The organism is Streptomyces sp. NPDC059567 (genome assembly GCF_042735655.1).
Lineage (GTDB): Bacteria > Actinomycetota > Actinomycetes > Streptomycetales > Streptomycetaceae > Streptomyces.
Map to the genome: position 1 here is coordinate 17,105 of NZ_JBHWBS010000040.1, position 25,990 is coordinate 43,094.

The following is a 25,990-nucleotide window of genomic DNA, read 5'->3' on the forward strand; positions in this document are numbered from 1 at the left end:
CTGCCCCGCCGCCCCGCCCCCCACCCCCACCCCCCGACTCTCTTAGAGCTACACCCCCCCCGCCCGCGCGGCGGCGCCCCGGCCGCCCGCCCGCCCCCCCCCGGGCGCGAGCACCCTGGCGCTGGGTTCGCTCGGTTATCCACAGAGTCCCGGTTGTCCACGGCTCTTCATGTCGCGGGGGTGGGCGGTGGGACGATCGAGTCACTGCAAGATCGACTGATCGGGGGAAGCCGATGCTGTCCGACACCATGATTGCGCTCGACTCGTCTGAGCCAAGGCAGGTACTTGCCGCGGCCTGGGACGCGTTCGACGTGGCTAGGAGGGTCGCCGACACCATCACCTGGGAGGCCGGAGCCGACGAGCTGCAGGCGCTCGCCGCTGCTCAGTCCTGCGCGGCTGGCCGGGCGTTGCTCCCCTTGCCCGAGTCCGGCCGGCCGGTGGACACGCCGATCGTGGAAGCGGGCCCCGAAGGGCTCGATCCGTGGATCGACCTGCTGCACCAGGTAGATGCCTCGCTCGCACGGCTGAGCGATGGGCAGAGCACCGAGGCGCGCGGAGCGCTGGTGGAGGCCGCTGGCCACGCTGCCGCCGGCGCCGTGGCCCTCGCGTCCGTACGGCGGCGCTAGTGCCGACCCTGGGGGACCTCTTCGACACGGCGGACGCCCACCTGGAGGCTGCGGTCAGTACACCGCTCGGCGTGGTGAGTCCCGGCCAGAGGGCTGCGCTCGCCGAAGACCTCGACAGCTTGATCACGCGGCTGCATGGAGAGTCGGAGAGGGGGCACTCGCCGAAGACGAGCGATCTCGTGCTGCACCTGGAGGAGGCGCAGGCATCCCTCCAAGCCGCCCGTCTGCTGCTGCCCGCGTCCGACAGGACGGGTCTGGGGCTGGTCGGCGCGGGCATCTCCGAGGCCACGCGCGCAGTCACGGCCGTCCGCGACCTGATCGAAAGTCATCGTGGTCCTGACCGGGCGCCGTTGACGCCCTACGCGCACGCCTTCAGCAGCCAGTCGGCCCTGGACTATCTGGCCGGGCGGACCGCTGGTCTCGCGTGGCAGGCAGGGCGTGCGGCTCTGCGGCTGTCGCAGGGTGTCGACGACCTGGCGGTGGTGGAGGCTTTCGCCGACGTGCGTGGATCGCTGAACCGGGCTTCCGCGCTGGGGCGTCTTGACGCGTCGGCGGCGAATGCGGCCATCGCCGCGTTTCCGATGGCGTTGCCGGTCGAGCCGGTGCAGGCGTCGCCGGACGACCTCACCAGGTTGGTGACCACTCGGCTGTCCGAGGACTGCGAGCGGCTGTCCCGTGCGGCATTCGAGTCCCTGTACGGCATCGCCGACCATACGTTGAGCGGCTCGGACCTGCAGCAGCTGTCGCGGTGGACGTCGATGAGCCGACTGCTGTCCGGCCGCGTGCTGCTGCGCGTTGCCGAGCAGCACCCGGACGACGGCCTCGCAGCCTCGTTGCGCGAATCAGCCGGCAGGCTGCGGGAGTCGGCGCAGGCGTGGCAGCAGGCGGCGGCCGCTTGGGATCGGGTCGTCGACGCTGCCGATCCCCGCGCCCACCCAGAGCTCCCGCCGCCGAGCTACGCGATCGTGCAGCGCGGCGACGTCGTCCGGCTGCCGCAGGTGGTTCCGCACCCCGCAACCGTCATCGCCCACACCTCCGCGGTCCGGGTCGGACAGCTGCTGTTCGGGGCGGATTGGCGACCGGAGGGCGGTAGGCCGGGGGAGGCCCGGCCTGCCGCCTCGATCCTCGAGGACGCCGGCGGGGAGGGAACACTCGCCGCCACGCTGTACCGGCTGCCCACGACAGGGTGGCAGGTGGCGGTGGCCGCCCCGGTGACCATTCAGCGGATCCAGACGCGTCTGGTCACGGACTCGATCGAGCGCCGGCCGCAGGGCCTCGATCCCCAGCTGCGGTTCTATCCGGTCCACCCTCGGCAGGTGGAATCGCTGACCGGAGCGTACGACGCGGTGCTGCGCGCCGAGCAGAACACCGCCGTGGCGCTGCTGACGGCCGCGCAGTTGACGGGGACGGCTGTTCCCCGGGCCGCTCTCGACGCGGCCGCCCATCAGATGATGGCCGCCAGTCGGGGGTGGACCGACCAGACCGCGGCGCCTCCTCCGCAGGCTCCGCAGGTGGCCCGGCCCGCCATACCCGCCGAGTCCCGTTCCGGGCTGAGCCGGTAGCCGCCCCGGTCTTGGTGGCACGTCGCGCCTTGGCGCCGCATCACAGGCCCAGGCCGGGGCCCGCCTGCTGCGGTCCGCCGACGCGAGGGCCATCTCTGCGTGCGGCTGGCGGGTTCGCCTGGGTGACGGTGAGGGCCTGAAGGTGTTGGCGGGCGAGCTGCTCGGCGTGCTGCTGCTTCGGGTCGAGCGCGGTGCGACGCTGCTGCTCATTGGCGATGGCGTCCAGCAGATGCTGGGCGTCATCGAGGCGCTGCTGCGGGGCTCCCCAGACGGCGACGGCGGCGATCCACCGGTCGTGGTGCATCGCGTCCCGGACACGGCGGAGCTCGCCCGGCGGCGTGCCCGCCTCGCGGAGCTCGTCGAGTCGGGCGGCGTTCGCTCCTGTGGTGTGTGCGCCCTTCAGCGCATCGACGCGTGCCTTGGCGCTGTCGAGTTCCTGCTTGGCCTGCTCGATCAGCCGGATCGTGTCGCTCTTGCGTGCAGCGAGCTGGGTGTCGTCGTGCACGGTGAGGGGGTTGATCACGGGAACGGCCCGCTGCTCGATGCTGTTCAGCAGCGGCGCCCACTCGCCTGACAGCTCGGCCCGCAGCCGCCCCTGGGTCTGAAGAAACCGGGCACTCTCTGCTGTGCTCCACGCTCGCTGGCGTTCGGCGACCATGGTCTGCCGGGTGGCGACGCCGAAGCCCCACCCCTCGGTGGTGAGCTCGTTCATGTGCACGATCTCGCCTGTGCGGCGGGCCACATAGACCATGTCGACGGCGTGCTTTCGGTCGATGCCGTCCGCCGTGTTCAGGACGCCCGAGTACCCCTGATCGTGAATCTTGGGCGGGACCCACCGGCCGTAGCCGATCTGGTCGGGCTGGCGGGCCTGGTGGTAGCGGTTGATGATGCCCTGCAGGCTCATGGCCTCATGGGTGGCGACAAAGACGACACCCACCTGGTAGCCGGCGCGCCGGAACTCACCGAAGCGCTCCAGGGCCCAGCCCGGCCCGGCGAGCGGGGCGCTGACGACGACGTCCAGGCGCTGCGCGCGCAGCAGGCGGGCAGACCGCGTCCACCAGCGTCCCTTGAGGTCTTCGCCGGTCAGGAAGGCGGCGGTGAGGTCGTTGTCCCGGCTCCACTCTTCATGGCGTGGGTGGCGGGCCAAGAGCTCGTCGCCGTCAAGCGGGAACGCTGTCGTGCGTCCGAGGCGCTCCAGAACCGCGCTCTGCACAGAGCTCTTGCCCGCTCCGGGCTGGCCGCCCACGAACAGCACGACCGGGTTCTCCCGTGGCTCTCCCGTCAGGGAGGGACGGATCAGCTCGTTGAACAGGAGAGCGTTGTCCCGGGCGGACAGCGGCTTGGGATAGAGGTCGCCGACACTCATACGACCTCACCTCGGACCGTGCGGAGCCGGGCCGGGTACTCCCGGCGAATGCGCTCGACCGTCTCCGTGTCGCGGACGCTTAAGGTCCGCCGCTCGGTCACGCAGGTCTGCTGCTCGACCCGCAGCTGCATCGCGGCCTCCCCCTCGGCGGCCGCGATACGGGCGCTGTAGGCGCTGATCAAGGCATCGAGCAGCCCGCGTGCAGCTTCGAACCCGTCGATGTCGTCCAGCGACCACTCGCCCATGCCGGTCGGAGCCAACAGTCCCGACTTCCACTCGCTAGCGTTCACGTGCTTCCCCCTCTACGCCCCGACCGGGGCCTCATTGGTGAACTCTTCTGACGGCGCCGCACCGTTCCGGGCAGACTCGGCGGTGTCCTCACCGGCCTGAATGAAGGAACCGTGCCATGACCACCGACTGGTACAAGAGCTCGTACAGCCTGAACGAAGACGCTGCCTGCGTGGAGGTCGCCCACTCCCACGGTGAGCTGACCCAAGTACGCGACTCGAAGGTGGACGGCGGTCCCGTGGTGCGGCTGTCGAACACTGCCTGGCGCCGGTTCCTCGCGCACTCCAAGACCGAGACCGCCGGCTGACCTGACCGCAGCGGCGGGCAGCCGGCTACGCCGACGCACGCGGTCCCCGACGCGGTTCGGGGGCGGCAGTGGCCACGCGGGGCGCTGCCTGCGCAACAGCTTGGACGGCTGGGGACTGGGCGGCGGCGCCCGGCAGGGTCACGGCGAGCCGTGCACCGTGGCTGCCGGCGGCCGTGGCGACCGCCTGGAGTGCGGCCACGTCACCCGGGGCGAATCGGCCGGAGGCGACGGCCGCCTCGACGAGGGCCTGCGCCCGTACGGCGGCGTCGCCGTACGGGCCGGCGGCTGGCCCCGGACCGGATTCCAGGCGCTCGGACGGAAGCCGCTGCCACGCCTGCCGGAACGCGTCGACCCGCGGATGGTCCGAGGAGCCCAGTTCCTTGCCCATGGGAGTCTGAGCCCACTCCCGGAACGCCTCGCCGACCCGTTGCGTAGCGTGCAACGCCTCTTCTCGGTTCGCGTAGGGGAGCACGGCGCCTGTGCGTTCAGATCGTGCAGCCGGAGGGCGGGACTCTCCGGGCAACACCGCCTTCTCCTCCTGCCCGGAAGCCTGCTCCGTCGTCCGTTCCAACTGTTCAGAGCGCTGGGGGCCCGTGGACGGCGGTGTGCTGTAGGTGAGCGCGGTCTCCGACAGCTTCATCAGGGCGTCGGCACTCGGGAGCTCTCCGGCGGTGCTCTGGCGCAGGTTGTCCGCCAGCTCGTTCGCCCACCGTCCAATCGTGGAGGCGGCCCGGATGGCGACGCTCTTCCACCAGCCTTGGAAGCGGACATCCTCCCGAAGCGCGTCCCAGTACCGGCCGGCCTTCTCCTTGAAGACGTTCCAGAGATGGCCGACGGCACCCCGGACCGTCTGGATGCGCTGCCATTCCGGCGCGTCACGAAACGCGTCGGCGTGCTCATCCACCTTGTCCAGAGCCGCATTGACGGCGGCCGCGTTCTCGGACGTGGTCAAGGAGCCCGGTTCTGGATCCGTGGGCACCGCCGGCGCCCTGGGGAGCATCGGCGCGTTGTCGACGGCTTCGTCGAGCTCCCGTGCCCGTGCCGCTACGACCTCCTGGACCTCGGCACGCGTGGCTTGCTCGTCCGGCACCAGATCGTCGAAGGCCGCGAGCGCGTCGTCCAGCTCGGCCGGCTCCCCCCAGCCGTATTCGTCGAAGACGTCCTCGGGCATCGCGATGTTCATCGTCGGCTCCTCCGGCGCGTGCGGTTCGGTTTCGTCGGTCGTGACGGGAGCGCGGCCGGCTGGGGTGCGCACGCGCCAGATGGCGTTGCCGTCCGTGGGCTCGTACAGGACGTCGCCACGCTGCTCCCAGCGCCCGGCGGGCAGGTCGTTTCCGGTCCACAGCGGTAGTGGTGGATGTCGCCGGGTCTGGCGCGGCTCGGTACCCATCGCTGGCTGGACGTCGGCCGGGGCGTCGCGGGTGGGCGTCTCCAACTGCTGTTCCTCCTCGGCGTCGGGCAGGAAGAGTGCGGTGTCGCTGGGTGGGGCTTCCTCCGTCTGCTGCGCGGCGGCAGGTGGGTCGGCGGTCTCCCGCTACAGAGGCGGGTCGGTCTCACCGGCCAGGCGCTGGGCCTCGGCGGCGGCCGGGTGCGCGGCTGGAGCCGTGGTCATGGGGGAGGTCTGCAGGAAGTGCGTGAAGTCCTCGCTGCGGTCCGGCACGTGGGGCGTCGGTGCTGGCTGGTGGCTGGTGGCGCAGGCCGGGAGGCTCAGCCGGGGCGTCAGTGCGTGCAGGGTGTTGACCCAGTCCGCTTCGCCGAGTTCCCGGCCGGGCGCGTCCGGCCCGGCGTAGGTGCGGACCCAGCCCACGTACAGCGCGGTCAGGTGCTCGACGACGGGCGGGTGGCGGTACCAGCAGGTGGGGATGGCGTTGTGCAGCTCGAAGGTGGCACGCAGCCAGTCCACCCATGCGGCGAGTTCACGCAGCCGCTGGCGGCGGTCGGCCGGCTCCATGGCCGCCCAGACCCAGCGCCGGGGCGGGGCCTTTGCGGCTGCGGGCAGACCGGGCCAGAGGGCGGCTGGGTTGAGCAGGTCGTCAGACACTGGCGGCGGTCTCCTTCTCCAGCGGCACACCTGCGGTGGGGGCGTTGGCGAGGTAGCGCTTGAGGTCCTTGTCGCGGAATGTCAGCCGCATCTTGATCTTGATGGGGGCCTGGTTGGCGTACTGGGCGATCGCGGTGAAGTCCTGCAGCTGCTGGAGCGAGTGGATCGGGGCGAGGTCGGTCTCGGTGGGCGAGGTGTTCGTGGTGGCGGTGCCGGAACCACGGCTGTGCGAGGTCCTCATCACCTCGGTACGGCCGTAGAGGCCGGAGAAGTAGCGCAGGGTCTCCAGGTCGCCGCAGCCGGGCAGCAGGAGCCGTAGCCCGGAGGCGGACAGCACAGTGTTCGCCTTCTGCGTGCCGAGGACTTCGCGGAGCTGGCTGAGGTCGTGCCAGACGGTCAGGATGACGATGCCCATGCCGCGGCCGGTGGTGAGGATGTTCGGCAGACGCGGGTAGCGGAGCATGTTCCCGGCCTCGTCGACGAGGACGCCGAGGGCCGGGTCGAGGGGCTTGCCGGTGGTGTTGTACCGGACTTCGGCCCCGTGAATGATCGAGGCGATGATCGAGGTGAGCAGCGGTGCGAACCGGTCCGCGTCGGACTCGGACGCGATCAGGCACACGGTGCCGTTGCGGTCCAAGAGCTCTTCGACGGTGAAGTCGGTGCCGGCCGACGTCTCGCGAACCTCCTCGTCGGCGTAGACGCGGGCCAGGACGTTCAGGCTGAACTGGATGGAGCCGATGCCGTCCTCGTGCAGGCGCAGCCAGGGTGAGGCGTAGTCGTCGGCGACCTCGGTGTATCCGTGCTGCAGCAGGATCGCCTTGACGTGGTCGACGGCGTCCTTGCCCAGGCCGAGCCAGCGCCGCATCGCGGTGACGCCGCCGCCGGACAGGTTGGCGGCCAGCAGGATGCCCTTGAGGACACTCTTGGCCTGGTCGATCCAGGGGGCGGAGCGTTTGTCGTCGCCGGTGGAGGCGGCCTCCGCCATCCATGCCGCCATCCGATCGGCGGCGCGGGCGTCGGTGCAGTAGTCCACCGGAGACCACCGGTGGGTCGTGCGGCCGGGGATGCCGGCCGGGGCGATGACCCATACCGGGCCCAGGTGGCGGCGCCGGGCGTAGATGACGTCGAGGTCTGCGGCCTTGGTGGTCGTCACCACGACGGGGCCGGCCCACTCGGCGGCGTTCGGCAGCAGCAGCCCCGTCGTCTTCGCGGAGCCGGGCGTGCCGAACGCGGTTGCAGAGATGTTGGGCTGCCCGGCCACGATCCTGTTGGTGTGCTTGCCCCGGCCTGCGGTGATGCGGTTGGTCCGGCGCGCAGGGTCTGCGTGCGCGGCAAGCTTGCGCTCGACCTTCGCGCCGCCCCACTGGGCGCCGCCGACGCTGCCGTGGGCGGTGAGAGCGGTGACGGCTTTGACGAGCAGGAGCAGGACCGTGACGACCAGCAGCGCGGTCAGTGTGTAGAACAGCCAGGCCGGCGGCTCCGGGTCGTAGACGCGGCCGGGGCCGCGCACGAGGGAGAGCATCACCGTCTCGGGAATCGATGCGGTGCTGCGGGCCCAGCCGCGCCCGGACAGCAGCGAGGCCAGTGGCGCGGCGAGCGTGACCGAGCCTCCGACGGTGACGAGCAGGCCGGCTCCGTAGGCGGCGAGCAGCGTGTTGTCGTCGAGGCCGGCTGCGGTGCCTGCCTTGCTCACTTCAGATCACCATCTTCTCGTCGGTCTCGAAGAGCTGTTCCTCGGCGTGAGACAGGACGAGTTGGACGGCGTGGGAGCCTCCGCCCCGGCCGACCTTCCACAGGGCGCGGCCGCGCTGGCCGGCTCCCCAGGAGCTGATCAGGTCGCATTCGGCGTCGGTCAGCCCGATCACCTCGCGGGTCAGCCGCAGTGGCCGGGTGTCCTGGGCGAGTTGGATGCGGGTCTCACAGCTGGAGATCAGGTCCTTGGCGATGTTCACCGCTTCGGAGCCGGCCGCTCCCACGGACTCGAAGTCCGAGAGCCGGTGGGTGGCGAGGACCTGGATGGTGCCGGACGCGCGCGACAGGCGCAGGTCGGCGTCGATCTTCTTGACCATGGCCGCTCCACCGGAACGCATCTGGCGCCACAGCTCGTCGCGGACGACCAGCCAGGGGCGGCCCCCGGGGCGGTCGATGGCGGCCTGGGCCCAGGAGCTGACGCAGGACAGGACCATGGCGACGGTCTCGTCGCCGTAGCCCTCCAGGGCGCTGATGTCGACGGACTGGATCGGGGCGTCCCAGTCGAGGCTGATGGAGGTCTGCTGGTCGAACAGGCCGCCGAGGTGGCCGGTCACCATCCCGCCGAGCGCGGAGCGGATGGACGCCATCTGCTCGCGGGCCAGCTGCACCTCGTCGTCGCGCACGCGCAGTTCGCGGGCCATGGCCTGCGTGGGGTCGCGCAGCTTGTCGTACACCAGCGGCAGCGTGGGCACCGACAGCGTGCTCTGCCCGTACAGCTCGCCGGTGACCTCGCGGACCGCGACGTCGAGCGCTTCCTCCTCCTGCGGCTGCAGGGACCGGCGCAGCTGGAGCTCCAGCAGGGCTTTGAGGAGCGTCAGGCGACGCCGGTGGATCTCCTGGAGCCGCGAGCGGAGTTCGACCGGATCGGTGACCTTGTCCAAGCCGGCGCCGAGCGGGCCGGCGTCGAGCGGGTTGAGCCGCCCGGGCAGGCCGGGCCCCAGGCGCACGGGTTCGACGCCGAGGTGGCGGCACAGGGCGGCGTACTCGCCTTTGACGTCGCCCGCGATCAGGCTGCGGTGGCCGAACGCCATGAGCCGGAAGCACAGCGCCTTGACGTGCGCGCTCTTCCCGGAGCCCGGAATGCCGGTGATCATGACGTTCGGGTTGGTCACCAGTCCTTCCCTCACCCAGACGGAGGGGTGGGCGGAGAACGCTTCGGTGGTCAGGGTGTTCTGACCCATGAAGGCTCCGACCGCCGGCAGTGACGCGGCGTGCAGGAACGGGTAGGCGCCTGCGGCGTTGGCGGTGTCGGCCCGTACGACCTCACCCCGGGGGATCGACGCGGCACGGCCGGCGTAGGGGTGTGACCAGCCCTTCTTCGGGGCGAGCCGCATCGCCGTCTCGGGATCCTCGAGCATTCGCGCACGGCGCTGCTCGCGGGCAGACGGCGCCTGCGGCGGGACGGTCTTGCGTTCCGTGCCAGCGGGCATCAGCGGGGAGGCGTCCAGCAGGGTGGCGTCGGCTCGGCGACGTGTGCGCAGCAAGCCCATCAGAAGCCCACCCGCCGGTCCGGAAGGCCCTGCCCGAGGGGCAGCGCGGCGATCGCGAAGCCGACGTCCTGGCTGCCCCACATGCGGCGCAGCTCCAGGCCGGCCGCCGAGGCGTCCGCGGTCAACTCGGCGCACGCAGTCTCCAGCTCGCCGACGTCGGTGACGGTGACGGCCAGGACGGCGGTCATCCGCATGACGCCCTGTCCCGCGGCCCGCGCCATGTCCTGGCGGCGGGCCGTCTCGACCTCGCGGCGCTCGTCCTCGGACTCGTCGCGGCCGGTCTTGGCCCGGAAGTAGCGGGCGCTGGACCGCTTCGCCTTCTCCTTCGACAGCTCCTGCCGGGCCCGGCGCGGGCCCATCGGCTCATAGACGATGCTCAGCGACCGGCGGGCGTTCTGTTTCGGCCGCAGCAGCGGCTGCAGGAAGGTGGCGTGCACCTCGGACTGGGGCCAGCCGCGGACCTGGTACGAGACAGAGTGCGCGCCGTCGTGCTCGTAGGCGCCCATGCCGGTGACGGCGTAGGCGGGGCCGGCGAGCTCCGGAGCGACGCCGGACTCGGTGCCCTGCCAGTCCGGCTGCTGCGCGGCCGCGGCGCGGGTGGCGAATTCGACCTGGCTGGTCGGTTCGTAGGCGGTGCGCAGCGTGCGGGCGACGCCGCGGGGGGTGAGCCATTCGACCACCTGCAGGCTCGCGGTGCTCAGTCCCCCGTGCATGGTGCTGATCTCGCGAACCAGGACTGCCGCGGCGCCGATCTGCCCGCCGCCGGCGCCCTTGATGGCCAGGCGGGCCCGGCTCGAGGAGAGCGTCACCGAAAGGTACGTCTCGCGGGTCGTGGCGGCCGGCCCGGCGCCTTCCATCAGCTCCGACAGCGCCTTCACAGCGGCCGGCGGGGCGTCGGGGGAGAGGTGCCGGGAGGTCCACGACCGCAGGGCCGCCCCGTCGTCGGGCAGGCAGCGCTGATGAACGGCGATCCGGGTGATCGGCGAGTCCTCGGTGCAGTAGGCGCGCAGGAAGCCCGCCCAAGTCGCCACGCGGGTGGACTGCTTGTCGGTGTCGACCAGGGCCAGGCCGGGGAACGTGATGCGAGCAATGGCCGTATAGGTGCCGGCCATCGGGTCGTGCACGATGCCCAGGCGGCCGCCGAGACCGTCGGGGGCCTCCAGGATGCGCAGGCGCGCAATGATGCCCGGCAGGTCCATCGGCTGCTCGCCGGTGGTCTGCGAACGGGGGGCGTACGCCCCGGACATGAAGATGTTCTGCTTTCGGGCCACGGCGATCTGATGCCTTACTGCCAGGAGAATCCACTCGTCGGCGCTCAGTCCCAGCACTCGCCCGAAGGCGAGGACCAGGAGGGTCAGGGCGATCGGCAGGCAAAGGCCGGCGGCGCTCCAACTGCCCAGGTTGATCGGGATGAGGGTGACCACCGAGGCGGCTGCCACCATGGCGAAGCCGGGGCCGGACAGGTTGCCCATGAACCCGGACTTCTCGCTCTGCCAGCCGCCGTACGTCACTGGTTGGGACGACATCGAATCAGTCCTCCTTCACGGGCTGAGGTGCTGGCGAGCGCTGGGCCGGCAGCGTCTCGGCGGGGCGCTGCGGCGCGGGTGAAGGCGTGCTCGATGGCCCGCCGCCCGGCTCGGGGAATCCCGAGCGCCGGGCGATGACGACGTGTCGGCCGCCGGGCGAGCCGTGGTCGAGGCCCGCGTGCGCGGCGGTATTCGCCATGCCGGACTCCAGCGCGTCCTTGCCCGCCGCGGCGACCTGCAGGGGAAGCGCGACCGTCGCGAGTGCCTTCGAACCGAACGTGCGGGTCCCGGCGGAGCGGGCGAACCCGCTCTGGCTTTCGGGGACGGGGATTTGGTTGTTCTCGCGCTCCAGGGCGCGGGTATAGCCGCTGCCGCCGCCGACCGCTCCGGCTCCGCCGAGCTCGGGCCGGTACCCGCCCTGGCTGGAGCCGGCCGAGGAGCCGAACGTGCTGAGCAGTCCGGAGGCGATCGAGTTGCCGCCGCCGTTGGTGGTGAAGGTCATGAACTTGGCGAGGACGGGCCACGCGATACAGGCGAGCAAGAAGATCACTAGGCCGACGAGCATGTTCTGGACGCCTCGCCCCTCCGACATGGCGAAGAAGCCGATGCTGAAGCACAGCACGATCGCGGGCTTCATCAGGATGAGCGCGATCAGGGCGTTGCGGGCTTTGGGCCACCACTCGGCGGTGGCGTCCGACATCTGTCCGGCGAGCACGATCGGCATGGTCGCCACGAGGATCATGATTCCGGCTTGGCGGAGGAGGACCTCCAGCCAGAGGGCGGCGATCGCGATGATGCAGACGATGCCCACGACGATGATCACGCCAACGGCGGACGCGGTGATCGTCTCTCCGGCGATCAGTGAGCCGCCGATGGTGGCGCCCCCACCGCCTCCGGCGATCAGCCCGCCGAACATCTTGCCCAGCTGCTGCTGCATGGCCTTGGTGGCAGCACCTTCTCCGCTGCCGCCGCCGTCGAAGCTGTAGTTGATGATCCACGTGCTGATGGCGTCCGCGAGACCGAGCGCGGCCTGCGTTCCGGTCCAGTAGACCGAGGAGATCACCGCCCACTTGGCCAGTCCCACGACCGCGGTGGCTGCCGGCTCGCCCTGGTGCGAGATGCTGACCTTGCCCCACTGGAGCAGCAGCAGGAACGTGGCGATGACTGCGGACAGTGCGGTGGCGATGCCCCAGACCTTGCCGACACCGGTGTCGTCCAGGTCGATCGTGGAGGCGCTGTTGAAGATCTTCGCGAACTCTTCCAGCAGCCAGACGACGGCCTTGCCGATGTAGTTGGCGGCCTCCTTCAGGGCGTCAGAGGCGAGCTCGGAGATCTTTCCGGCTACCCAGTCGAGCGGGCCGTCGGTCGGCAGCGGGTACTTCTCGTACGCCTTCTGCTTGCAGTCGAGGAACGTCCCGCCCTTCTCGACGCAGGCGGCGAGCATCGCGTTGCGCTTCTCGAAGTCCTTCTGGTCCCTGGTCTCCTTCTGCCACTTGGCCAGCTGGCGCTTCTCGAAGGCCTTGCGGTCCTCCTCGGGGCAGGCAGAGGAACCTGTGCCATCGGGGCCCTCGCATATGCCGATCGACCCGGGCAGTTCGCCCGGCTCGGCCGGGCGGCAACCTTCGACCTGAGGGTCGTCGACCAGGCAATACTTGCCCTGAGTGTCGATGCCGACGCTGTCGCCGGCCTCGACCCACTCCTTCGGGATCGGGTCGGGCGGCCCGACGTCGGCATGGGCACGCGGATTGTCGGCCATGGCGGTAGGGGCGGTGACTAACGCTCCCGCCCAGCACGTCCATACGGCGAGCAGCAGGCACAGCGCGCGGGCGTAGCGCCGCGCGGTGCGGTCAGTCCTCACGCAGCACCTGCCACCAGCCGTCCTGCCAGGCGTAGGGAGAGTCCGGGGCATAGGCGACCGGGTAGGTCCGCTTCGCCCAGAGCTTCGGCTCGTTGGTGAGCTTCCAGGCGCCGTTCTGCCACTTCAGGATCAGGTCGGAGGTCTCGTCCCTGAGCGGGTTCTTGTCGGCGCCCCCGTCCGGGCCGGTCGCGTACCGGTCGTAGACGAGCCAGACGTGGATGGCGTCGCCCAGCGGCAGGCCGTCGGCTCGGATGGTCTTGGCGCGTACCGCCTTGACGCTTGTGGTGAAGGTCAGGCCGGCCGGGTTGCCGCCGGAGGGCGGCAGGCCCGCACCTTCGCGGAGCTTGCGGACCTGGCTGACCCTCTCGTCGACGTACCCCGGGGCGTCGGGGGATACGGCGGCTTCCAGTTGCTGCCGGGCCTTCTGGTCGTCCAGGAGCGCGTACTCCTCGGTGAAGTAGACGGCCGTGCTGATGGCGCCCTTGGTGTTGTGGGGGAAGCCCGTGGAGATCCCGTTGGCCTGGCCGGTCGGGGCGACCAAGTGGAACGGCTTGGCCTTCGCCGGCGTCATGTCCTTGTTCCACAGGCCGCTGGGCGAGGGCGCCGGGGTGCTGGCGGACGGCTTCGCCGCGGGCGGTGCTGCCTTGTCGTCCGAGCCCAGGACGCCAACTGCGGCCACTGCTCCGGCCGCGACGGCGGCGGCAAGGAGGACGCCGATCCCGGCGAGGGTGAACTTGGCGCGGCGGGCGCTTCGGTCATGGTTCTGCACCGGCCTCACCCCTTGCCCGTCATGTTGTAGAACGCCATGACGAGCGAGGCGGTCAGACCGATCCCGCCCGCTCCGATCAGGGACCACAGGATGCCCTGCTTGCCACGCGCCGCCAGGGCGGCGCGTTCGGTGTTGTGACCCACGGCCACCAGGCCCCAGCCGACTAGCCCTCCCAGGACCGCGGCGGCCAGGCCGAGGCCGGCGGTCCACGCCAGCACGGTCTGGACCGGAGTGCTCACCTCGGCGGGCAGCGACGGGGTGTAGGGCGGTACCGGGCCGTCTGCGAGGACGTGGACGTGCGGGTCGGCGGCAAGGGCGGACATCGTGTTCAGGAGCTGACTCATAGCCAAATACCTCGTCAGGAAGCAGGAGCGACAGGGTGGGGGAGGGGGACCGGGATCGGGGCCGCGGGCAGCGGCGTCCCCCACGCGTGGTGAGCGGTGTCGAGTACGGCGGCCGCGATCCGGGCGGCGGCCTGCCGTGTCTTGCTGCGGGTCCGCAGCGGTTCGCGCAGTCCGTGAGCACGGATCTGCGGGTCGAAGGGAAGGTGCACCACGGCCGAGGTCCGCGCGGCGAGCATGGTGGCGGCGGCCCGCACGACCGGGGCCGGGCGTCCGTCGGTCGCGGCCACCAGGACCACAACCACCCGTTGCAGCGGCATTCCTTCGGCGTGCAGGACCATGGCCGCCTGCTGCAGGGCTTGGACGCCGCTGGCGGTGGCCGCGGCACAGAGGACGGGCACCGCGTAAGGCAGCTCGCCCCAGCCCTGGGTCTGTCCCGGCCGGTTGTCGCAGCGGGCTGCGAGGACGTCGTGGGCGACAGGGTGGGCGGTGTCGGCGACGACGGCCTGCCAGCCCCCGATCGCCGCGAGTTGGTACCACGCGGCCGGCTGTTCGGGCAGCTTCAGCGGCGGTGCGTGCCAGTCCCGGGTGTCGGTCAGCACCTGCCAGTGGCCAGCGGGACCGCCCCGGATCGCTCCGGCCGCAAGAACTTGGGAGCGTGTCAGCGGCCGATCCGGCGCGAGCGTAGCCAGCCCCCCGCCTTCGGGTGCGGGGCTGTTGTCCGGCCAGGGGGACGTGAGGCGGGGGGCGGTGTCGAGCACCACCGTGCGGGTGGATAACGCGAGTTCGTCAGCGAGCAGGGCAGCGACCGTCGACCTGCCGCTGCCGCCGGTTGCCGCCATCACGGGCACAACGACACGTGCCAGGTCAGGCCACTGCGGCCTGACATCGGGCGTTTTCCCCACCCATCCCCCCAAAGCCACACGCAAGCTTTACTCAAGCAAACTGCAGCCTGTCTACATTGCCCCCTGTATAGCAAGATGGATCATCGCACACCGGCCCGAGGGCATTGAACTGGATATCGAAATGTCGTACTGGTAAGCCGTGATGGCATAGTGTCACGATCCATTACGTGCATTTGTGCGGATCGGATTAGCGGGGGATCGCTACTTTCAGTGAGCAAATCCGGGCTTTGGGGGAGCGGGGTTGGGGTTCAAGCGCTTACTCGCGCTGGTGGGGTTCGGGCTGGTGATGACGCCGGTCGCCATCGGGTTGGGTCTGGTCATGCTGATCGCGGCATTCGGCGACGAGAAGGACGGCGACGTCGTCTCGCCGGTCGGCGGAGGACTGAGGATCGGCCCGGGCGGTGTGCCGGCGCAGTACGCCCAGCTGATCCTCGACGCCGCCGCTGCGTGCGATGAGGGCCTGACGCCTCAGGTCCTGGCCGCGCAGCTCAAGCAGGAGTCCGGGTTCAACCCGCGTGTCTCCAGCCCCGCCGGAGCGCAGGGCATCGCGCAGTTCATGCCCGGAACCTGGGCCACCGAGGGCCTCGACGGCAACGGAGACGGCAAGAAGGACGTCTGGGACCCGGCCGACGCCATCCCCTCGCAGGGCAGCATGATGTGCAAGCTTCTGCGTACCGCGAAGAAGCACCCCGACTACCGGGGCAGTCCCATCGAGCTTGCCCTGGCCGGCTACAACGCGGGCTGGGGCCGAGTGGACCAGTTCCGGGGGGTGCCCCCCATCTGGTGGGCACGCGAGCCCGGCCAGAAGGAAGGCCAGACGTACCACTACGTCAAGGTCATCATGCAGATGAGCGTCGAGCTCACGGCCGAGGCTCCCAGCGGCGCCATCGCACTGCCCGACGGGTACGAACTGCCCGCGGACACCCCGCCTCAGATCCAGACTGCCGTCGCCTGGGCGCTGCGGGCCAAGGGCGGCTGGTACCAGTGGGGCGGAACTTGCACCGACCCGCACAGCGACAACGTCCCCATGCACCGGTGCGACTGCTCGTCCCTGATGCAGCAGGCGTACAAGGCCGCCGGGGTGACCATCCCCCGTGTCACCTACGACCAGGTCAACACCGGCCGCCAGGTCAGCATGGACGCGCCGAAGCCCGGCGATCTCGTCTTCAACGCCGGCTCGGACGGCTCCGACGCCCGCCCCGGCCATGTCGGGATGTACATCGGAAACGACATGATCATCGAAGCGCCGCGCAGCGGCGTCCAGACCCGCATCGTCAGCTACCGCGCCTGGCGCACATCGACCAGCGCGATCACCCGCATCACCGAAGTCCGCCGGATCGTGGACTGGTGACCGCCCGTCCGACACAGGGGAGCCCCATGCACACGGAACCGCTCTACCGCCCCTGGGGCACGCCCACCACCGACTTCTGGCAGACGGCCGTCGCCATCGAGGCCGGCAGCAGCGCCCCAGCCGCCGGCCAGAGCGAGAGCGTCCGCGAGCGCCTGGTCCACGTCGCCGTGGCCGCCGCCAACGGCAACCTCGACGACGCCACCACCCTCGCCGAGAAGATCGACCGCGACGCCACTGCCGAGTACGGGGAGAGCAACCGCAACACCATCGAAGCCCGCGAAGTCCGCGGCTACCTGGCCCACCTGAGGGGAGACCAGAACGCCGCGGTCGGCTGGTACCTGCACTCGGTACGGCTCCGTGCCGGAGTGCAGGGCGCGGGCCACCCCGACACCGTAGAGGCGGCCCGGCGCGCGTACAGCCTGTGGCGGTCGGTGCCGGACGGACCCGATGCGCAACGCCTCGGCGTCGAGCTACTCGCGACGGTGACCGACGTCCTGGGCGCCGACTCGGCCGTCGCCGACCGCACCCGCGATCGGCTCGCCATGCCACGCGCCCAGGCGCTTCCCTCCTGAGTACAGATTCCTGAGCCGTCCATGGCAGGTGTGCATCAGCGTTCCGCTTCGACGGGTTCGCCCTACTCGAGGGGGATCGTGCTCTCCGGGTGCTTGCGGTCCTCGGCTGGTCGTCGTCGGCTAGCCGGAGGTATGGCTAGAGATGAGCCTGATCAAGGCTGCGACAAAGGCAAAAAGGGCCCCCCAGAGGACAAGGCCCCAGGAAATGACCTGGTTCATCAGCTCTGTAAGGCGGCGTGCGTCCTCTCCTCCGGCCTGTTCGATCTCCCGCAGAGTTCGGACCGCGTGGATGGCGGCAACCGCCCACTGGAAAGAGCGCCCCAGCCCCAAAGCAGGTCGCAAGGACACGAATAGCTGGCGAACGGCATCGGGCAGCTTGGCGCGGTCCAGCAGGTCCCTGTACTCGGCAAGCGCGAACCATGCCCGCGCGGCTGAGCCCACCGCCGCAAGGGCTGCCCCTGCGGCAGCGAACCAAAATGCGGCCAGAGTCCAGGCATCAGGCGCTTCTTCCATGTCCTCAGACGCTATGGCCGTAAACCATGGTGTGGCGTGAGGCGTGCCGAACGGCTCCAGGTCAGCGGCCGAGTGAGGGGCCGGACCTTCCCTGGGCGGGCTGCTGGTAGACGTGCACGGTCTGTGCCTGCCGTGCAACGTCACGGGCGTGCTGTCGCTGTTGGCGCTGGGCGGCCTGGAGCCGCGCGGCGCGCTGCTGGGCTTCGCGGGCGTGCTGGCCGGGGGCCTCGGCCGCCATTCGTGAGCGGAGCTCGCTCTCCTCCTGCAGATTGGCCGCCACTGCGCCGTGGCTCCGGGCGGACTCGCGGTACTGGACCACCTGGCGCTCGGCATGTTCGGCGTCCTGGGTCACGACGCGGTCGGTAGTCCGCTCGATGTCGGGGAGCCGCTGCCGCATCGCCGCGAGCTTGTCCTGGAGTTCGTTGACGGTCGGCGGAGTGCTGGTTCGGGAGCCGTGCTGCTCGAACCAGTGGATGGTCTGCGGGCTGCGGATCGCGGCCCAGGCCTCTTGCTGAGCGGTCTCAGCAGCCTGTCCTGCCCTGCGGGCCTCGGCGTGGGCCGCGTTCGCCTTCCGCTCGTGTTCGGCGCTGAGCGCACTGGTCTCCCGCCGGCTGGTACCGGCAAGTCGGAGCGCTATCCGGCTCTTCTGCTTCGCTGTCTCCAGCCTGTCGCGGATCTCCTGGGCGGAGTGCATCGCCGCGTAGGCCCTCTGCTCGTTCTGCTTCTCGGCGGCCGCGGTGGCGGCGAGCCGGTCCGCGCGGTCGAGGATGCTGGCGACCTCACGGGCCTGCTGCTGCCCAGGGGTGACCTCGGCGGCGAGCGCGGCGCGCTTGGCGTCGGCCTGGTGGGTGGTGTCGTCGGCCAAGCGCTCGGCTCGGGCGGCCTGCGCCGTGTGCTCGGCGATCAGGGAGGTAAGCCGCTGGGTGCCGACGTGCCCGTATTCGCGCTCGGCCCACGCCGGGAACTCCGGCTCTGGCTGCTGCGAATGGGCGGCCGGTCCGGTCGCCAGCATCTGCTCGCGCAGGGCGTCCAGACACGCGTCTTCGACCTGTCGGGCCGGCGGTGCCTGGTGGGGCAGAGCAGGAGCCGGCTCGAACTCCGGCGCGGCCGCGAGTTCGTCGGACACCATGCGGTCGTCGGTGTCGCCTTCTAGAGAGTCGGCGTACGCGGCGATCGCACGGTCCAGCAGCTCCTGTTCGCTGCGGGCCTCGCCGAGCCGCCGGCGGACGTCCTCGCTCTCGATGACGTCGGCGGGCAGCCACAGGTGGGTGGAGATCCGGTCACGGGAGAGCGCCGGGTACAGGGAGTTGGCGTCCGCGCCCACCCCGTAGACCAGCGTGTAGTCACAGGTGAGGCCTTGGGCCGCCGCGATGGACATCGCGTAGCCGTGCTGCAGGGTTCCGTCGGCGATCTGGTCGGCGGTGATCCAGGCCCGCTCCACCGCGTGTCCGCCGTCCTCGGCAGGGCGGCGCCATTCGACGGAGACACCGTCCTTGGCGGCGTAGGTGACCTGTCCCCGGTAGCCGTTGAGGACGTCGACGTCGCCACCGCGGCGGGTGCGGTAGTCGTTGCGCTTGATCCGGATGATGTCCCCGGCCGCAAGCTCCAGTCGTTCGCCCCCGGCCAGCGCGTAGGTGTGGCCGCCGGTGAGTTCGCCGGCCTTCTTGCGCAGTTCGCGGGCCCCGAGGTTGAGGACCTCGACGTCGGCGTTGCGCGCGGCGAGTACGACCAGGTCCTCGATCTGGTCGTGGACGTCGCCCTCCAGGCGGTCGACGGTGTCCTTCCACGCGCCGAGCATCGCGGCGTACGCGTCGTCGGGCGTCGCCACTGCGTGGACGCGGCCGTGCTCGGCGAGCATCGACAGCGCGGTGCGTCGTCCGCCGTCCAGCCACGCCTCCAGGGCGGCCCGCTCCACCGCGTCCTTCTGCCGGCGGTTCTCGCTCAGCTCCAGGCCGCCCGTGATCTCGTGGGCGCGCTTGAAGCCGCCGCCGACGCCGATCGCCTTCAGCTGTGCCCAGTCGCCGATCTCCACGACCTTCACGCCGTGCTCGGCGGCCGCCGTGAGCAGCTCGGCGACGTCGCGGTCGTCGACCATCGCGGCCTCTTCGAGGACCAGGACGTCGGTGTTCGCCATGCGTCGGCCGCCGCCACGGATGTCCATCAGCCAGGTCGCCACCGTGGCACTCGCGATGCCGGATTCGGCCTGCAGCTTGGAGGCGGCGACCGCCGCGGTGGCGGCACCGGAGACGCGAAGGCCGGCGGCCTCCCAGCCCATCCGGGCCGCGCTCATGATGGTCGTCTTGCCGGTGCCCGCCTTGCCGCGCAGCACGTCGACGCCGTGCCCGGCGGTGAGGAACCGCAGGGTCGCGGCTCGCTGCTCGCCGGACATGACGAACGGGCGGAGCGGGTCGGTGGTGCGCTGCGCCTCGAACGCGGAGACGGCAAGCTCGGCGGCCGCCACCGTGAGCTGGGCAGCGCCCTCGTCCAGCCGCTCGGCGGCCGACTCGGCAATGGTCTGTTCCGCCACCAGGATCGACGCGTGGGTGTAGCGCTGGGGGTTGGTCAGGTGCGCCATGCCCTTGGTCGGCAGCGCGACGGCCTCGCCGTCGACGACGAGCACGGCGTCGGTCAGGGCCTCGGCGGCCGCGATGTCGGGCACGCCGAACGGGCAGGCGTCGATGACGTGAGCCAGGATGTCCGCCCGCGTGACCGACTTCCTCGCCTCGGTCAGGCCGCCCTCGCGCCGCCAGATGAACGCGGCGATCTCCTCGGGGGAGGGCATGACCGGACCGCCGCCAGGGCCCGCGACGGACGGGCCATCGGGTCCTTCGGGGCCGGGGATCGCGCGGCGGATCATCGCGTCGACGTCGTCGACGACGTCCTCGGCGCGGGCCCGCCAGGCGGCCCGTACGTCCGCCTGGGTGATCGTGGCGTCCTTGCCCTCGGCGAGCTGGCGGGCGATGAGCTTCTGCTCGCCGGTCGTCGCGTCGTCGGCGGCCGCCGCGACGATCTGAGCGTTGCGGCGGGAGAACGCGCGGCGCAGGTTCTCGTCGATGCCAACGACCTCCCACGCGCCGGTCTCGGCGTGCCGCTCCCAGCGCATCCCGAACCGCTCACCGGTCACCTGCCGCAGCCGGGCCTTCACCAGGGCGTCGGCGGCGTGCGCGTGGCGCAGGATGTCGCGGCCGCCGGCCCCGACGGTGCGCCACTTACCGTCCTCGGCGAACGCCATGTTCGCGAAGTTGCCGTGGACGTGCAGGTGCGGGTCACCGACCTCGCCGCCCACCGGGCGGGCGGAGTAGTGCACGGTCATCCAACCGAGGAACCCGCTCGTGTCGATGCGGTCGGCGGTCTTGCCGTTGCCGTGCTCGCCCGCCATCGCGTACGCGGCCCAGCCCTCCATCGCGCCGAACGTTTCGCGGGCCACCTCGAGGAAGGCGCCGCGCAGTTCCTCGGACATCTCCTCACCGGCGAGCGCCACGGCGGCGCTGTAGGTCTTCGACAGATCCAGCGTCACGTCGTAGCCGCGGTTGCCGACCCGGATTCGGGCGTCGGCGTACTCGCGGGCCTCCGCCACATGCGAGTGCCTGTACAGCTCGGTGAGGTCGATGTCGGACGCGGCGGCGAGCTCCTCCGCCGCGCGGAAGGGGACGCGGTGGCGGTCGCCCTCGCGGTGCACACCACGCTGCAGGCGGGCGAACCGCTTGGACAGTTTCTCGTCGTCGCCGAGCAGCTCGTCTACGCTCACGCCGCGCTCGGCGGCCGCCACCTCGATCGCCTCTGCGAGCTGCCGCGCCTGGACCTTGCCGCGCGGGTCGACGGCGACCTTCGGCGTCACCAGCAGCTCGCCGGTCAGCGGGTGCCGGCCGTCCATCAGCAGCCGCGCCTGGTCCTTGCCGACGGCCTGCCCGGCGACCAGACCGACCTCCTGCAGGCCGCCGCCGATCCACTCCAGATCTCGCGCGTCACCGAGGCGGTAGTCGACCTGCGCGTCGGTCTCCTCGACCTCCTGCCCGCGCTGCTCCTGGTGCTCCAGGTCGCACCCGCACTGCCCGGTCAGCCGGTAATCGACCTGCTGCATGTCCGGGCCCAATGTGGTCACCCACGCCATCGCTACTCACCCCCCTCCGCGCTGAGGATCTTGAAGTCTTCTGACGTATGGCGCAGCCATACCTTGGTACTTCTGTTGTTGATCTTTGAGTCCACGACAGTACCGCCCGATCACCGGTTGGCCAAAGAGCCCGGCAGGAACAACGTCGTCCGCTCCCGTCGGGCAGGAGCGGACGACGGAATCCGCCCCGCCTGACGGGCCTGATTTTCGGCAGCGGGTCAGATTTCCGACCCGGTCCGGAAACGCAAAAAGGCCCCCGCTCCCACCGGTGAGAACCGGCGGAGCGAGGGCCTTCGTTGTGCTGGTCGAGCGGCTACCTGCGGGCCAGAGAGCCGGGGTCGAACTCGATCGGGAACGGCTCATCGACGCGGGCGACGGCGCCCGCCAGGAGCGGCGGCTGGTCGGCATACGCACCGTTGCGGAGGTGGCCGATCAGGAGCCGCGGCGCGGGTTCCAGCTCGATGCGCCAGTAGTGCTCGATGCCCGCCGCTGCGTACAGCGACGGCTTGAGCTTGCGGTCGGTGACCCGGGTCGACGGTGAGGCGATCTCCACCACGGCGAGGACGTCGTGCGCGGAGACGGCGACGCCCGCTTCCTCGGCAGCGGCCGCGTCGACGATCGCCAGGTCCGGGATGAGCAGCCCGTCGGGGACGATGACGTTGATCCCCTCGAAGACCTCGACGTCGGCGCCGGCGGTCTCGGCGGCCTGCTCCAGCAGGACGTGCAGCCGGTGGGATGCGCGCTGGTGTGGAAGGCCTGGCGCGGGGCTCATCATCAGCGCGCCCCCGACCAGCTCGACGCGCTGTGTGGTGTCCTCGGGCAGCGCCAGGACGTCGTCCAGCGTCCACGGTCCGGCGTGGCTGTAGGCGACACTCACGGTTCCTTTCACCTCCTTCCGGGGGTCTCCAGTGTGACCCGGCTCGGTAGCCGCTGTCTTCCCTGGAGCCGCCCGGCGTGGTCAGCAGTGGCCAGACCCCCTCCCGGACGAACCGGGCAGGGGGCTTTCTGGTCTCAGGCGGTCACTCGTCGTCCGGGTCGATGTTGAGCAAGATCGAGCCCTGGACGTCGCCCCGGTTAGTGGGGTGCTTGAACACGGCGATGAGGCTCACGCCGCCCTCGTACCGCTTGGACTCGCGCGGGTCGGTGGCGTTCAGGACGTGGCACCACTCGTCGAAGATGGCCCGCCGGTCGTTGTCGGTCTGATCGGGTCGGTAGCGGTCGACCTCGCCGCGCAGAGCGCCGTTGGTCGTGATGCTCCAGGTGAGCGGGTGCCTCTCGGCCTTGATGGCGGCTTTCACCAGGTCGTCGAGGACGCCGATCGCCCGGTACTGCCAGCCGTTCAGGTCGGTGGTGGTGATGTCTCCGAGTGCCATGGGGGTCATCCTCTCGTCAGCCGTGGATGTCGTTGCGGGTACGGGAGAACATGCCGCGTGTGTTTGTGGTGGTGGAGACTTCGGTGCGCTTGATCACGGTCCCCTGGTAGACGTGCGTGATGCTGGCGGCCTTCGCCTTCGAGACGGCCGCGCCGATCGCGGTCGCGATGACGGCGACGCCGGCGAACGGCGCGGCGATGGCGAGAACCCCGGCGAGGGTGATCGACGAGAGCCCTTCGAGGACCAGCCACGCGCCGCACCCGATGCCGGTCACCCCGGCACCGATGCCGATGGAGGCGACGGCGATCCCGGTCGCCCACTGCGGGACGGTCCGGCTGTCCGGCTGCGGTACGGGGGGCGTGTCGCCGACGGCCGGGGTCGGAGTGTGGTCGCGGAACGACGTCGCCGCCGGCACTGCGGGCGCGGTCTGTATGGCCTCGCGGAGGAGCCGGTCGGAGACGGTCTTCGCCTCGGCTTCGGTGAGCGGGATGCCGGGGGTGCGGTCAAGCATGACGGGCTCCTTCGGGTGTGCGAGGGCATGAGAAAAGGCCCGGAGCGTCGGGGCTCCGGGCCTTGCGTGCGGAGTGGTGTTAGTCGTCGTCGGGCGTGGTGTTCGGTCTGCCGCAGTTCCAGCAGGACCACTCGCCGGGTAACTCGTACCAGGTGGTCCAGAAGCCGCGCGGCTTGCCCCAGATCGCGTTGGTCTCCAGGCAGAACCAGCAGTCGTATTCGAAATCCATGGACCTCATGGTGACTGCGCCCGCGCACGGTTGGGGCGGCTACTCGGGACGGGCCCACCGGCCGTGGCCGACCTTCACCACCTGGTCCTCGTCCCGGAGCTTGGTCAGCGTGTTGTCGACCGAGCCGGATGCCGGGCCGTCAGGGGTGCCGACCCCCACGGCATGGCGGACTTCGCGGGTGGTGAGCGGGCCGCCGGCCAGTGCGTCGAGGATGCGGTCCCGCAGCGTGCCTGGGGCCTTCACCGCCGGAGCGAACTGGCGGCTGCCGGTCGTGTCCGTGGCGGGCTCGGCGGCCGGGGCCTCGCCCGTTTCGGCCGCGTTGATCCCTCCGACCATCAGGGCCTCCGCGTACGGCAGGAACCCCGCGTACGCGGTCTGGAACACGGCCGTCTCCTCGGGGGTCAGGCCCGGCATCGGGGCGGACTCCATGAGGGCGATGAGGCCCGGATAGGTGCGGTTCTTCTTCACCGCGCGGAACACGCGGGTCATGGCGGGGTGGCCGCCCTGGATCATCCAGGCGCATCCGGCGGTGACCGGACCGGCAGGGGTCTCCTCCCCGGTCCAGGCGGCGGCGATCTCGGTCGCCCCGCCGGCCCCGAAGAAGCGCGGGATGGGGGTGACCTCGATCGCGCCGGTCGTCATGTCGGTGGCCATCCGTCGTGTCATGGAACCGTTGACGCGGCCGAGCCACACCGTGCCCTGGCGGGCCCCGGAGCGGATCTTGTCGGAGTCGCCGAGGTCTTCGAGGTGGATGGACTGCCCGGCAAACCGGATGCCCGCGCCGAGCTTGCGGCCGGTGAGCTGGACGCGGGAGATCATCCCGGCCAGCCACTTGCGGTAGTCGGCGTGTACGTCGGCGTCGGCGGCGAGCACGCGGTTGATCTCGTCGAGCGTGACGATGAGGAGGGCCCACGGGTCGCCGAGGGTGAAGGAGCCCCAGCCGTTGGCGGCGGAGACCTGTTCCCGGTAGTCGGCGACCGCGCACACGGCGGCGAGCGTTGCGCCCATCGCTGCGCGGCCGGCCCCGAAGTGGAAGACGCGCCCCGCGGCTTCGGGGAGGCTCATGCCGTCCTGGGCGTCGGCGACGATCGAGACGACGCCGGAGAGGCGTTCGGCGGCGAGGAGCGTGAGGAGGGTGACGGACTTGCCGGAGCCGGGCGCGCCGACGAGAAGGTCGGTGAGCGCGCCGAGCTCCGGGTCGTACAGCGGCATCCGGGCCGGTCGGCCGTCGTGCCGCAGGCCGATGCTGATCGTGCCGTCGGAGCCCATCGTCAGGTCGGCGCGGGTGGCCTCGCGGATGTGGATGAGCGGGTGTTCGCGGTAGACAGTGACGACTCCGTGGGCGAGTCCGTCGGTCTCGACCATGACGAGCTCGGGGTCGTCGACTCGCAGCGCGCGGGCGAGCTTGTTGCGGGACAGGTCGATCATGCGGTCGTCGGCGGCCTGAACGAGGACCACGAGCCGGTCGTCGGTGAGCCGGTGGTCCGCAAGGAGCATCCCGGGGGCGGCTCCGCCGGGGCCGGAAACGCGCTCGTCCCACAGGGCGCGTACCTCGTCCTGGTCGACGAGTTCGGCGGCGTCCGCCTCGCTGGGGGTGACGCTCAGCGCGAGACGGCCGGGCCCGGAGCCCTTCACCGGGTGGAGGTGGACGGCTTCGGTGGGGACGTCGAACACGGCCGCGACAGCCCGCTCGTCGATGCCGCGCGGAACGGCTTCGCCGGACGGGGCGAGGATGACGGCGGTGAAATCCCTCACCGTCGGGTCGGGCTGGTGGATGCCGGTCAGGACGGTGTCCCCGGTCGCCGGGGCGTCCGCCCACAGCTGCTGCAGCCCCACCTCGTACGTGTCGGCCGGCATCTGCTGCTCGTGGTCCTGGTCCTCGTCCTGGTCGAGAAGTTCGGCGTGGGCGGCGATCGTGTCGGGCAGCGTCTCGGCGGCCTGCTGGACGCCGAGGGAGCGGGTGAGCGGGGCGGCGAGCCCGGCGGCGGCCGCCGTGGCGAGCGGCGCGGCGTACTCCCACCACGCCGTGCCCGGCGTGAAGAGGGCAGCGGTGTAGCAGCCGGACAGGCCGAGGGTCGGCAGGGCCCGGTAGCAAGCCGTCAGGAGCCCGGCCGAGGAGGAGCGGGTGCGGTGCCACAGGGCCCACAGGGGGCCGGCCCCGGCGCCCACGGCGGCGATGTGAGCGGGCCACAGGTCGGTGTGCGGGCCGAGGGCGACGGCGATCCCGGCGGCCCCGTACACGGTGCGCTCGATGACGGTGAGGCAGCGGGCGACGCGGGGGGACAGGCCGCCGGTCCGTGCCGGGGTGGCGGTGAGTGCGGCAGGCTGGACGGTCTCGGCGGTCACGGAGGGGTCCTTCCGGGGTCGGGTGGGGATGGGCGAGGGGGGGCCGCGCGGCGGGGGGGGGGCCCGGGGGGGGGGGGGGGGGGGTGGGTTTTTTAAAAAAATAGGCTGCCGCGCTATTTGGTTGTGTTTTTTAGGGGGTGGGCGGGGGGATAT

General features: G+C 71.1%; 23 protein-coding genes. 5 read left to right on the forward strand and 18 right to left on the reverse strand.

Going from position 1 to position 25,990, the window contains the following annotated elements:
• Window positions 1-233: 233 nt before the first annotated feature.
• Both ACFVZW_RS19355 and ACFVZW_RS19360 read left to right on the forward strand, forming a co-directional pair.
• Window positions 234-626 (forward strand): hypothetical protein, encoded by a 393-nt coding sequence (locus ACFVZW_RS19355; RefSeq protein WP_384522785.1) that lies wholly within the window; start codon window positions 234-236, stop codon window positions 624-626.
• Window positions 626-2,188, forward strand: a complete 1,563-nt coding sequence (locus ACFVZW_RS19360; protein WP_384522787.1) for a hypothetical protein — start codon at window positions 626-628, stop codon at window positions 2,186-2,188. The genes ACFVZW_RS19355 and ACFVZW_RS19360 overlap by 1 nt, the downstream gene beginning before the upstream one ends.
• Window positions 2,189-2,228: 40 nt before the next feature.
• Here the strand turns inward: ACFVZW_RS19360 and ACFVZW_RS19365 are convergent, their stop codons facing one another.
• Complete coding sequence (locus tag ACFVZW_RS19365) at window positions 2,229-3,554, reverse strand: zeta toxin family protein (RefSeq protein WP_384522789.1); 1,326 nt, start codon at window positions 3,552-3,554, stop codon at window positions 2,229-2,231.
• On the reverse strand, window positions 3,551-3,844 hold the full coding sequence (locus ACFVZW_RS19370; RefSeq protein ID WP_384522791.1) for a hypothetical protein: 294 nt from the start codon (window positions 3,842-3,844) through the stop codon (window positions 3,551-3,553). Before ACFVZW_RS19370 ends, ACFVZW_RS19365 begins: the two co-directional genes overlap by 4 nt.
• 116 nt (window positions 3,845-3,960) lie before the next feature.
• On the opposite strand from ACFVZW_RS19370, the gene ACFVZW_RS19375 reads away from it, so the two are divergent.
• The gene (locus ACFVZW_RS19375) at window positions 3,961-4,149 is read left to right on the forward strand and encodes a DUF397 domain-containing protein (RefSeq protein ID WP_384522793.1); all 189 of its coding nucleotides are present in this window, start codon (window positions 3,961-3,963) and stop codon (window positions 4,147-4,149) included.
• Window positions 4,150-4,174: 25 nt separating this feature from the next.
• Here the strand turns inward: ACFVZW_RS19375 and ACFVZW_RS19380 are convergent, their stop codons facing one another.
• From ACFVZW_RS19380 to ACFVZW_RS19420, 9 genes are all read right to left on the reverse strand, one after another.
• The gene (locus ACFVZW_RS19380) at window positions 4,175-5,584 is read right to left on the reverse strand and encodes a hypothetical protein (RefSeq protein ID WP_384522795.1); all 1,410 of its coding nucleotides are present in this window, start codon (window positions 5,582-5,584) and stop codon (window positions 4,175-4,177) included.
• Between the two features lie 99 nt (window positions 5,585-5,683).
• Window positions 5,684-6,190 (reverse strand): hypothetical protein, encoded by a 507-nt coding sequence (locus ACFVZW_RS19385; protein ID WP_384522797.1) that lies wholly within the window; start codon window positions 6,188-6,190, stop codon window positions 5,684-5,686.
• Window positions 6,183-7,883, reverse strand: coding sequence for a type IV secretory system conjugative DNA transfer family protein (locus ACFVZW_RS19390; protein ID WP_384522799.1), 1,701 nt, complete (start codon window positions 7,881-7,883; stop codon window positions 6,183-6,185). The genes ACFVZW_RS19385 and ACFVZW_RS19390 overlap by 8 nt, the downstream gene beginning before the upstream one ends.
• 1 nt (window position 7,884) lies before the next feature.
• The gene (locus ACFVZW_RS19395; protein WP_384522801.1) at window positions 7,885-9,432 is read right to left on the reverse strand and encodes a type VI secretion protein; all 1,548 of its coding nucleotides are present in this window, start codon (window positions 9,430-9,432) and stop codon (window positions 7,885-7,887) included.
• Entirely contained in the window at window positions 9,432-10,958 is a 1,527-nt protein-coding gene (locus ACFVZW_RS19400; protein ID WP_384522803.1) for an SCO6880 family protein, read from the reverse strand. The genes ACFVZW_RS19395 and ACFVZW_RS19400 overlap by 1 nt, the downstream gene beginning before the upstream one ends.
• 4 nt (window positions 10,959-10,962) lie before the next feature.
• Entirely contained in the window at window positions 10,963-12,714 is a 1,752-nt protein-coding gene (locus ACFVZW_RS19405) for a hypothetical protein (protein ID WP_384522805.1), read from the reverse strand.
• Window positions 12,715-12,805: 91 nt separating this feature from the next.
• The gene (locus ACFVZW_RS19410; protein WP_384522807.1) at window positions 12,806-13,585 is read right to left on the reverse strand and encodes a hypothetical protein; all 780 of its coding nucleotides are present in this window, start codon (window positions 13,583-13,585) and stop codon (window positions 12,806-12,808) included.
• A gap of 5 nt (window positions 13,586-13,590) precedes the next feature.
• Window positions 13,591-13,929, reverse strand: coding sequence for a hypothetical protein (locus ACFVZW_RS19415; RefSeq protein WP_384522809.1), 339 nt, complete (start codon window positions 13,927-13,929; stop codon window positions 13,591-13,593).
• Window positions 13,930-13,943: 14 nt separating this feature from the next.
• Entirely contained in the window at window positions 13,944-14,528 is a 585-nt protein-coding gene (locus ACFVZW_RS19420; RefSeq protein WP_384522811.1) for a hypothetical protein, read from the reverse strand.
• A gap of 544 nt (window positions 14,529-15,072) precedes the next feature.
• On the opposite strand from ACFVZW_RS19420, the gene ACFVZW_RS19425 reads away from it, so the two are divergent.
• Window positions 15,073-16,182, forward strand: coding sequence for an NlpC/P60 family protein (locus ACFVZW_RS19425; protein WP_384522813.1), 1,110 nt, complete (start codon window positions 15,073-15,075; stop codon window positions 16,180-16,182).
• Window positions 16,183-16,208: 26 nt separating this feature from the next.
• The gene (locus ACFVZW_RS19430) at window positions 16,209-16,754 is read left to right on the forward strand and encodes a hypothetical protein (RefSeq protein WP_384522815.1); all 546 of its coding nucleotides are present in this window, start codon (window positions 16,209-16,211) and stop codon (window positions 16,752-16,754) included.
• Window positions 16,755-16,874: 120 nt separating this feature from the next.
• On the opposite strand, the gene ACFVZW_RS19435 is transcribed toward ACFVZW_RS19430, so the two are convergent.
• From ACFVZW_RS19435 to ACFVZW_RS19465, 7 genes are all read right to left on the reverse strand, one after another.
• Complete coding sequence (locus tag ACFVZW_RS19435; RefSeq protein ID WP_384522817.1) at window positions 16,875-17,267, reverse strand: hypothetical protein; 393 nt, start codon at window positions 17,265-17,267, stop codon at window positions 16,875-16,877.
• Between the two features lie 61 nt (window positions 17,268-17,328).
• Complete coding sequence (gene mobF / locus ACFVZW_RS19440; RefSeq protein ID WP_384522820.1) at window positions 17,329-21,348, reverse strand: MobF family relaxase; 4,020 nt, start codon at window positions 21,346-21,348, stop codon at window positions 17,329-17,331.
• 343 nt (window positions 21,349-21,691) lie between these two features.
• Window positions 21,692-22,255 carry a Uma2 family endonuclease gene (locus tag ACFVZW_RS19445; RefSeq protein WP_384522822.1) on the reverse strand — a complete coding sequence of 188 codons (564 nt, stop codon included), beginning with the start codon at window positions 22,253-22,255 and terminating at the stop codon, window positions 21,692-21,694.
• A 142-nt stretch (window positions 22,256-22,397) separates the two neighbouring features.
• Window positions 22,398-22,751 carry a hypothetical protein gene (locus tag ACFVZW_RS19450; protein ID WP_384522824.1) on the reverse strand — a complete coding sequence of 118 codons (354 nt, stop codon included), beginning with the start codon at window positions 22,749-22,751 and terminating at the stop codon, window positions 22,398-22,400.
• 16 nt (window positions 22,752-22,767) lie between these two features.
• Window positions 22,768-23,262: a hypothetical protein gene (locus ACFVZW_RS19455; protein ID WP_384522826.1), complete on the reverse strand. Its 495-nt coding sequence runs from the start codon at window positions 23,260-23,262 to the stop codon at window positions 22,768-22,770.
• Between the two features lie 79 nt (window positions 23,263-23,341).
• Window positions 23,342-23,491, reverse strand: coding sequence for a hypothetical protein (locus ACFVZW_RS19460; RefSeq protein WP_384522828.1), 150 nt, complete (start codon window positions 23,489-23,491; stop codon window positions 23,342-23,344).
• A 39-nt stretch (window positions 23,492-23,530) separates the two neighbouring features.
• Complete coding sequence (locus ACFVZW_RS19465; protein WP_384522830.1) at window positions 23,531-25,837, reverse strand: hypothetical protein; 2,307 nt, start codon at window positions 25,835-25,837, stop codon at window positions 23,531-23,533.
• Between the last annotated feature and the right edge of the window lie 153 nt (window positions 25,838-25,990).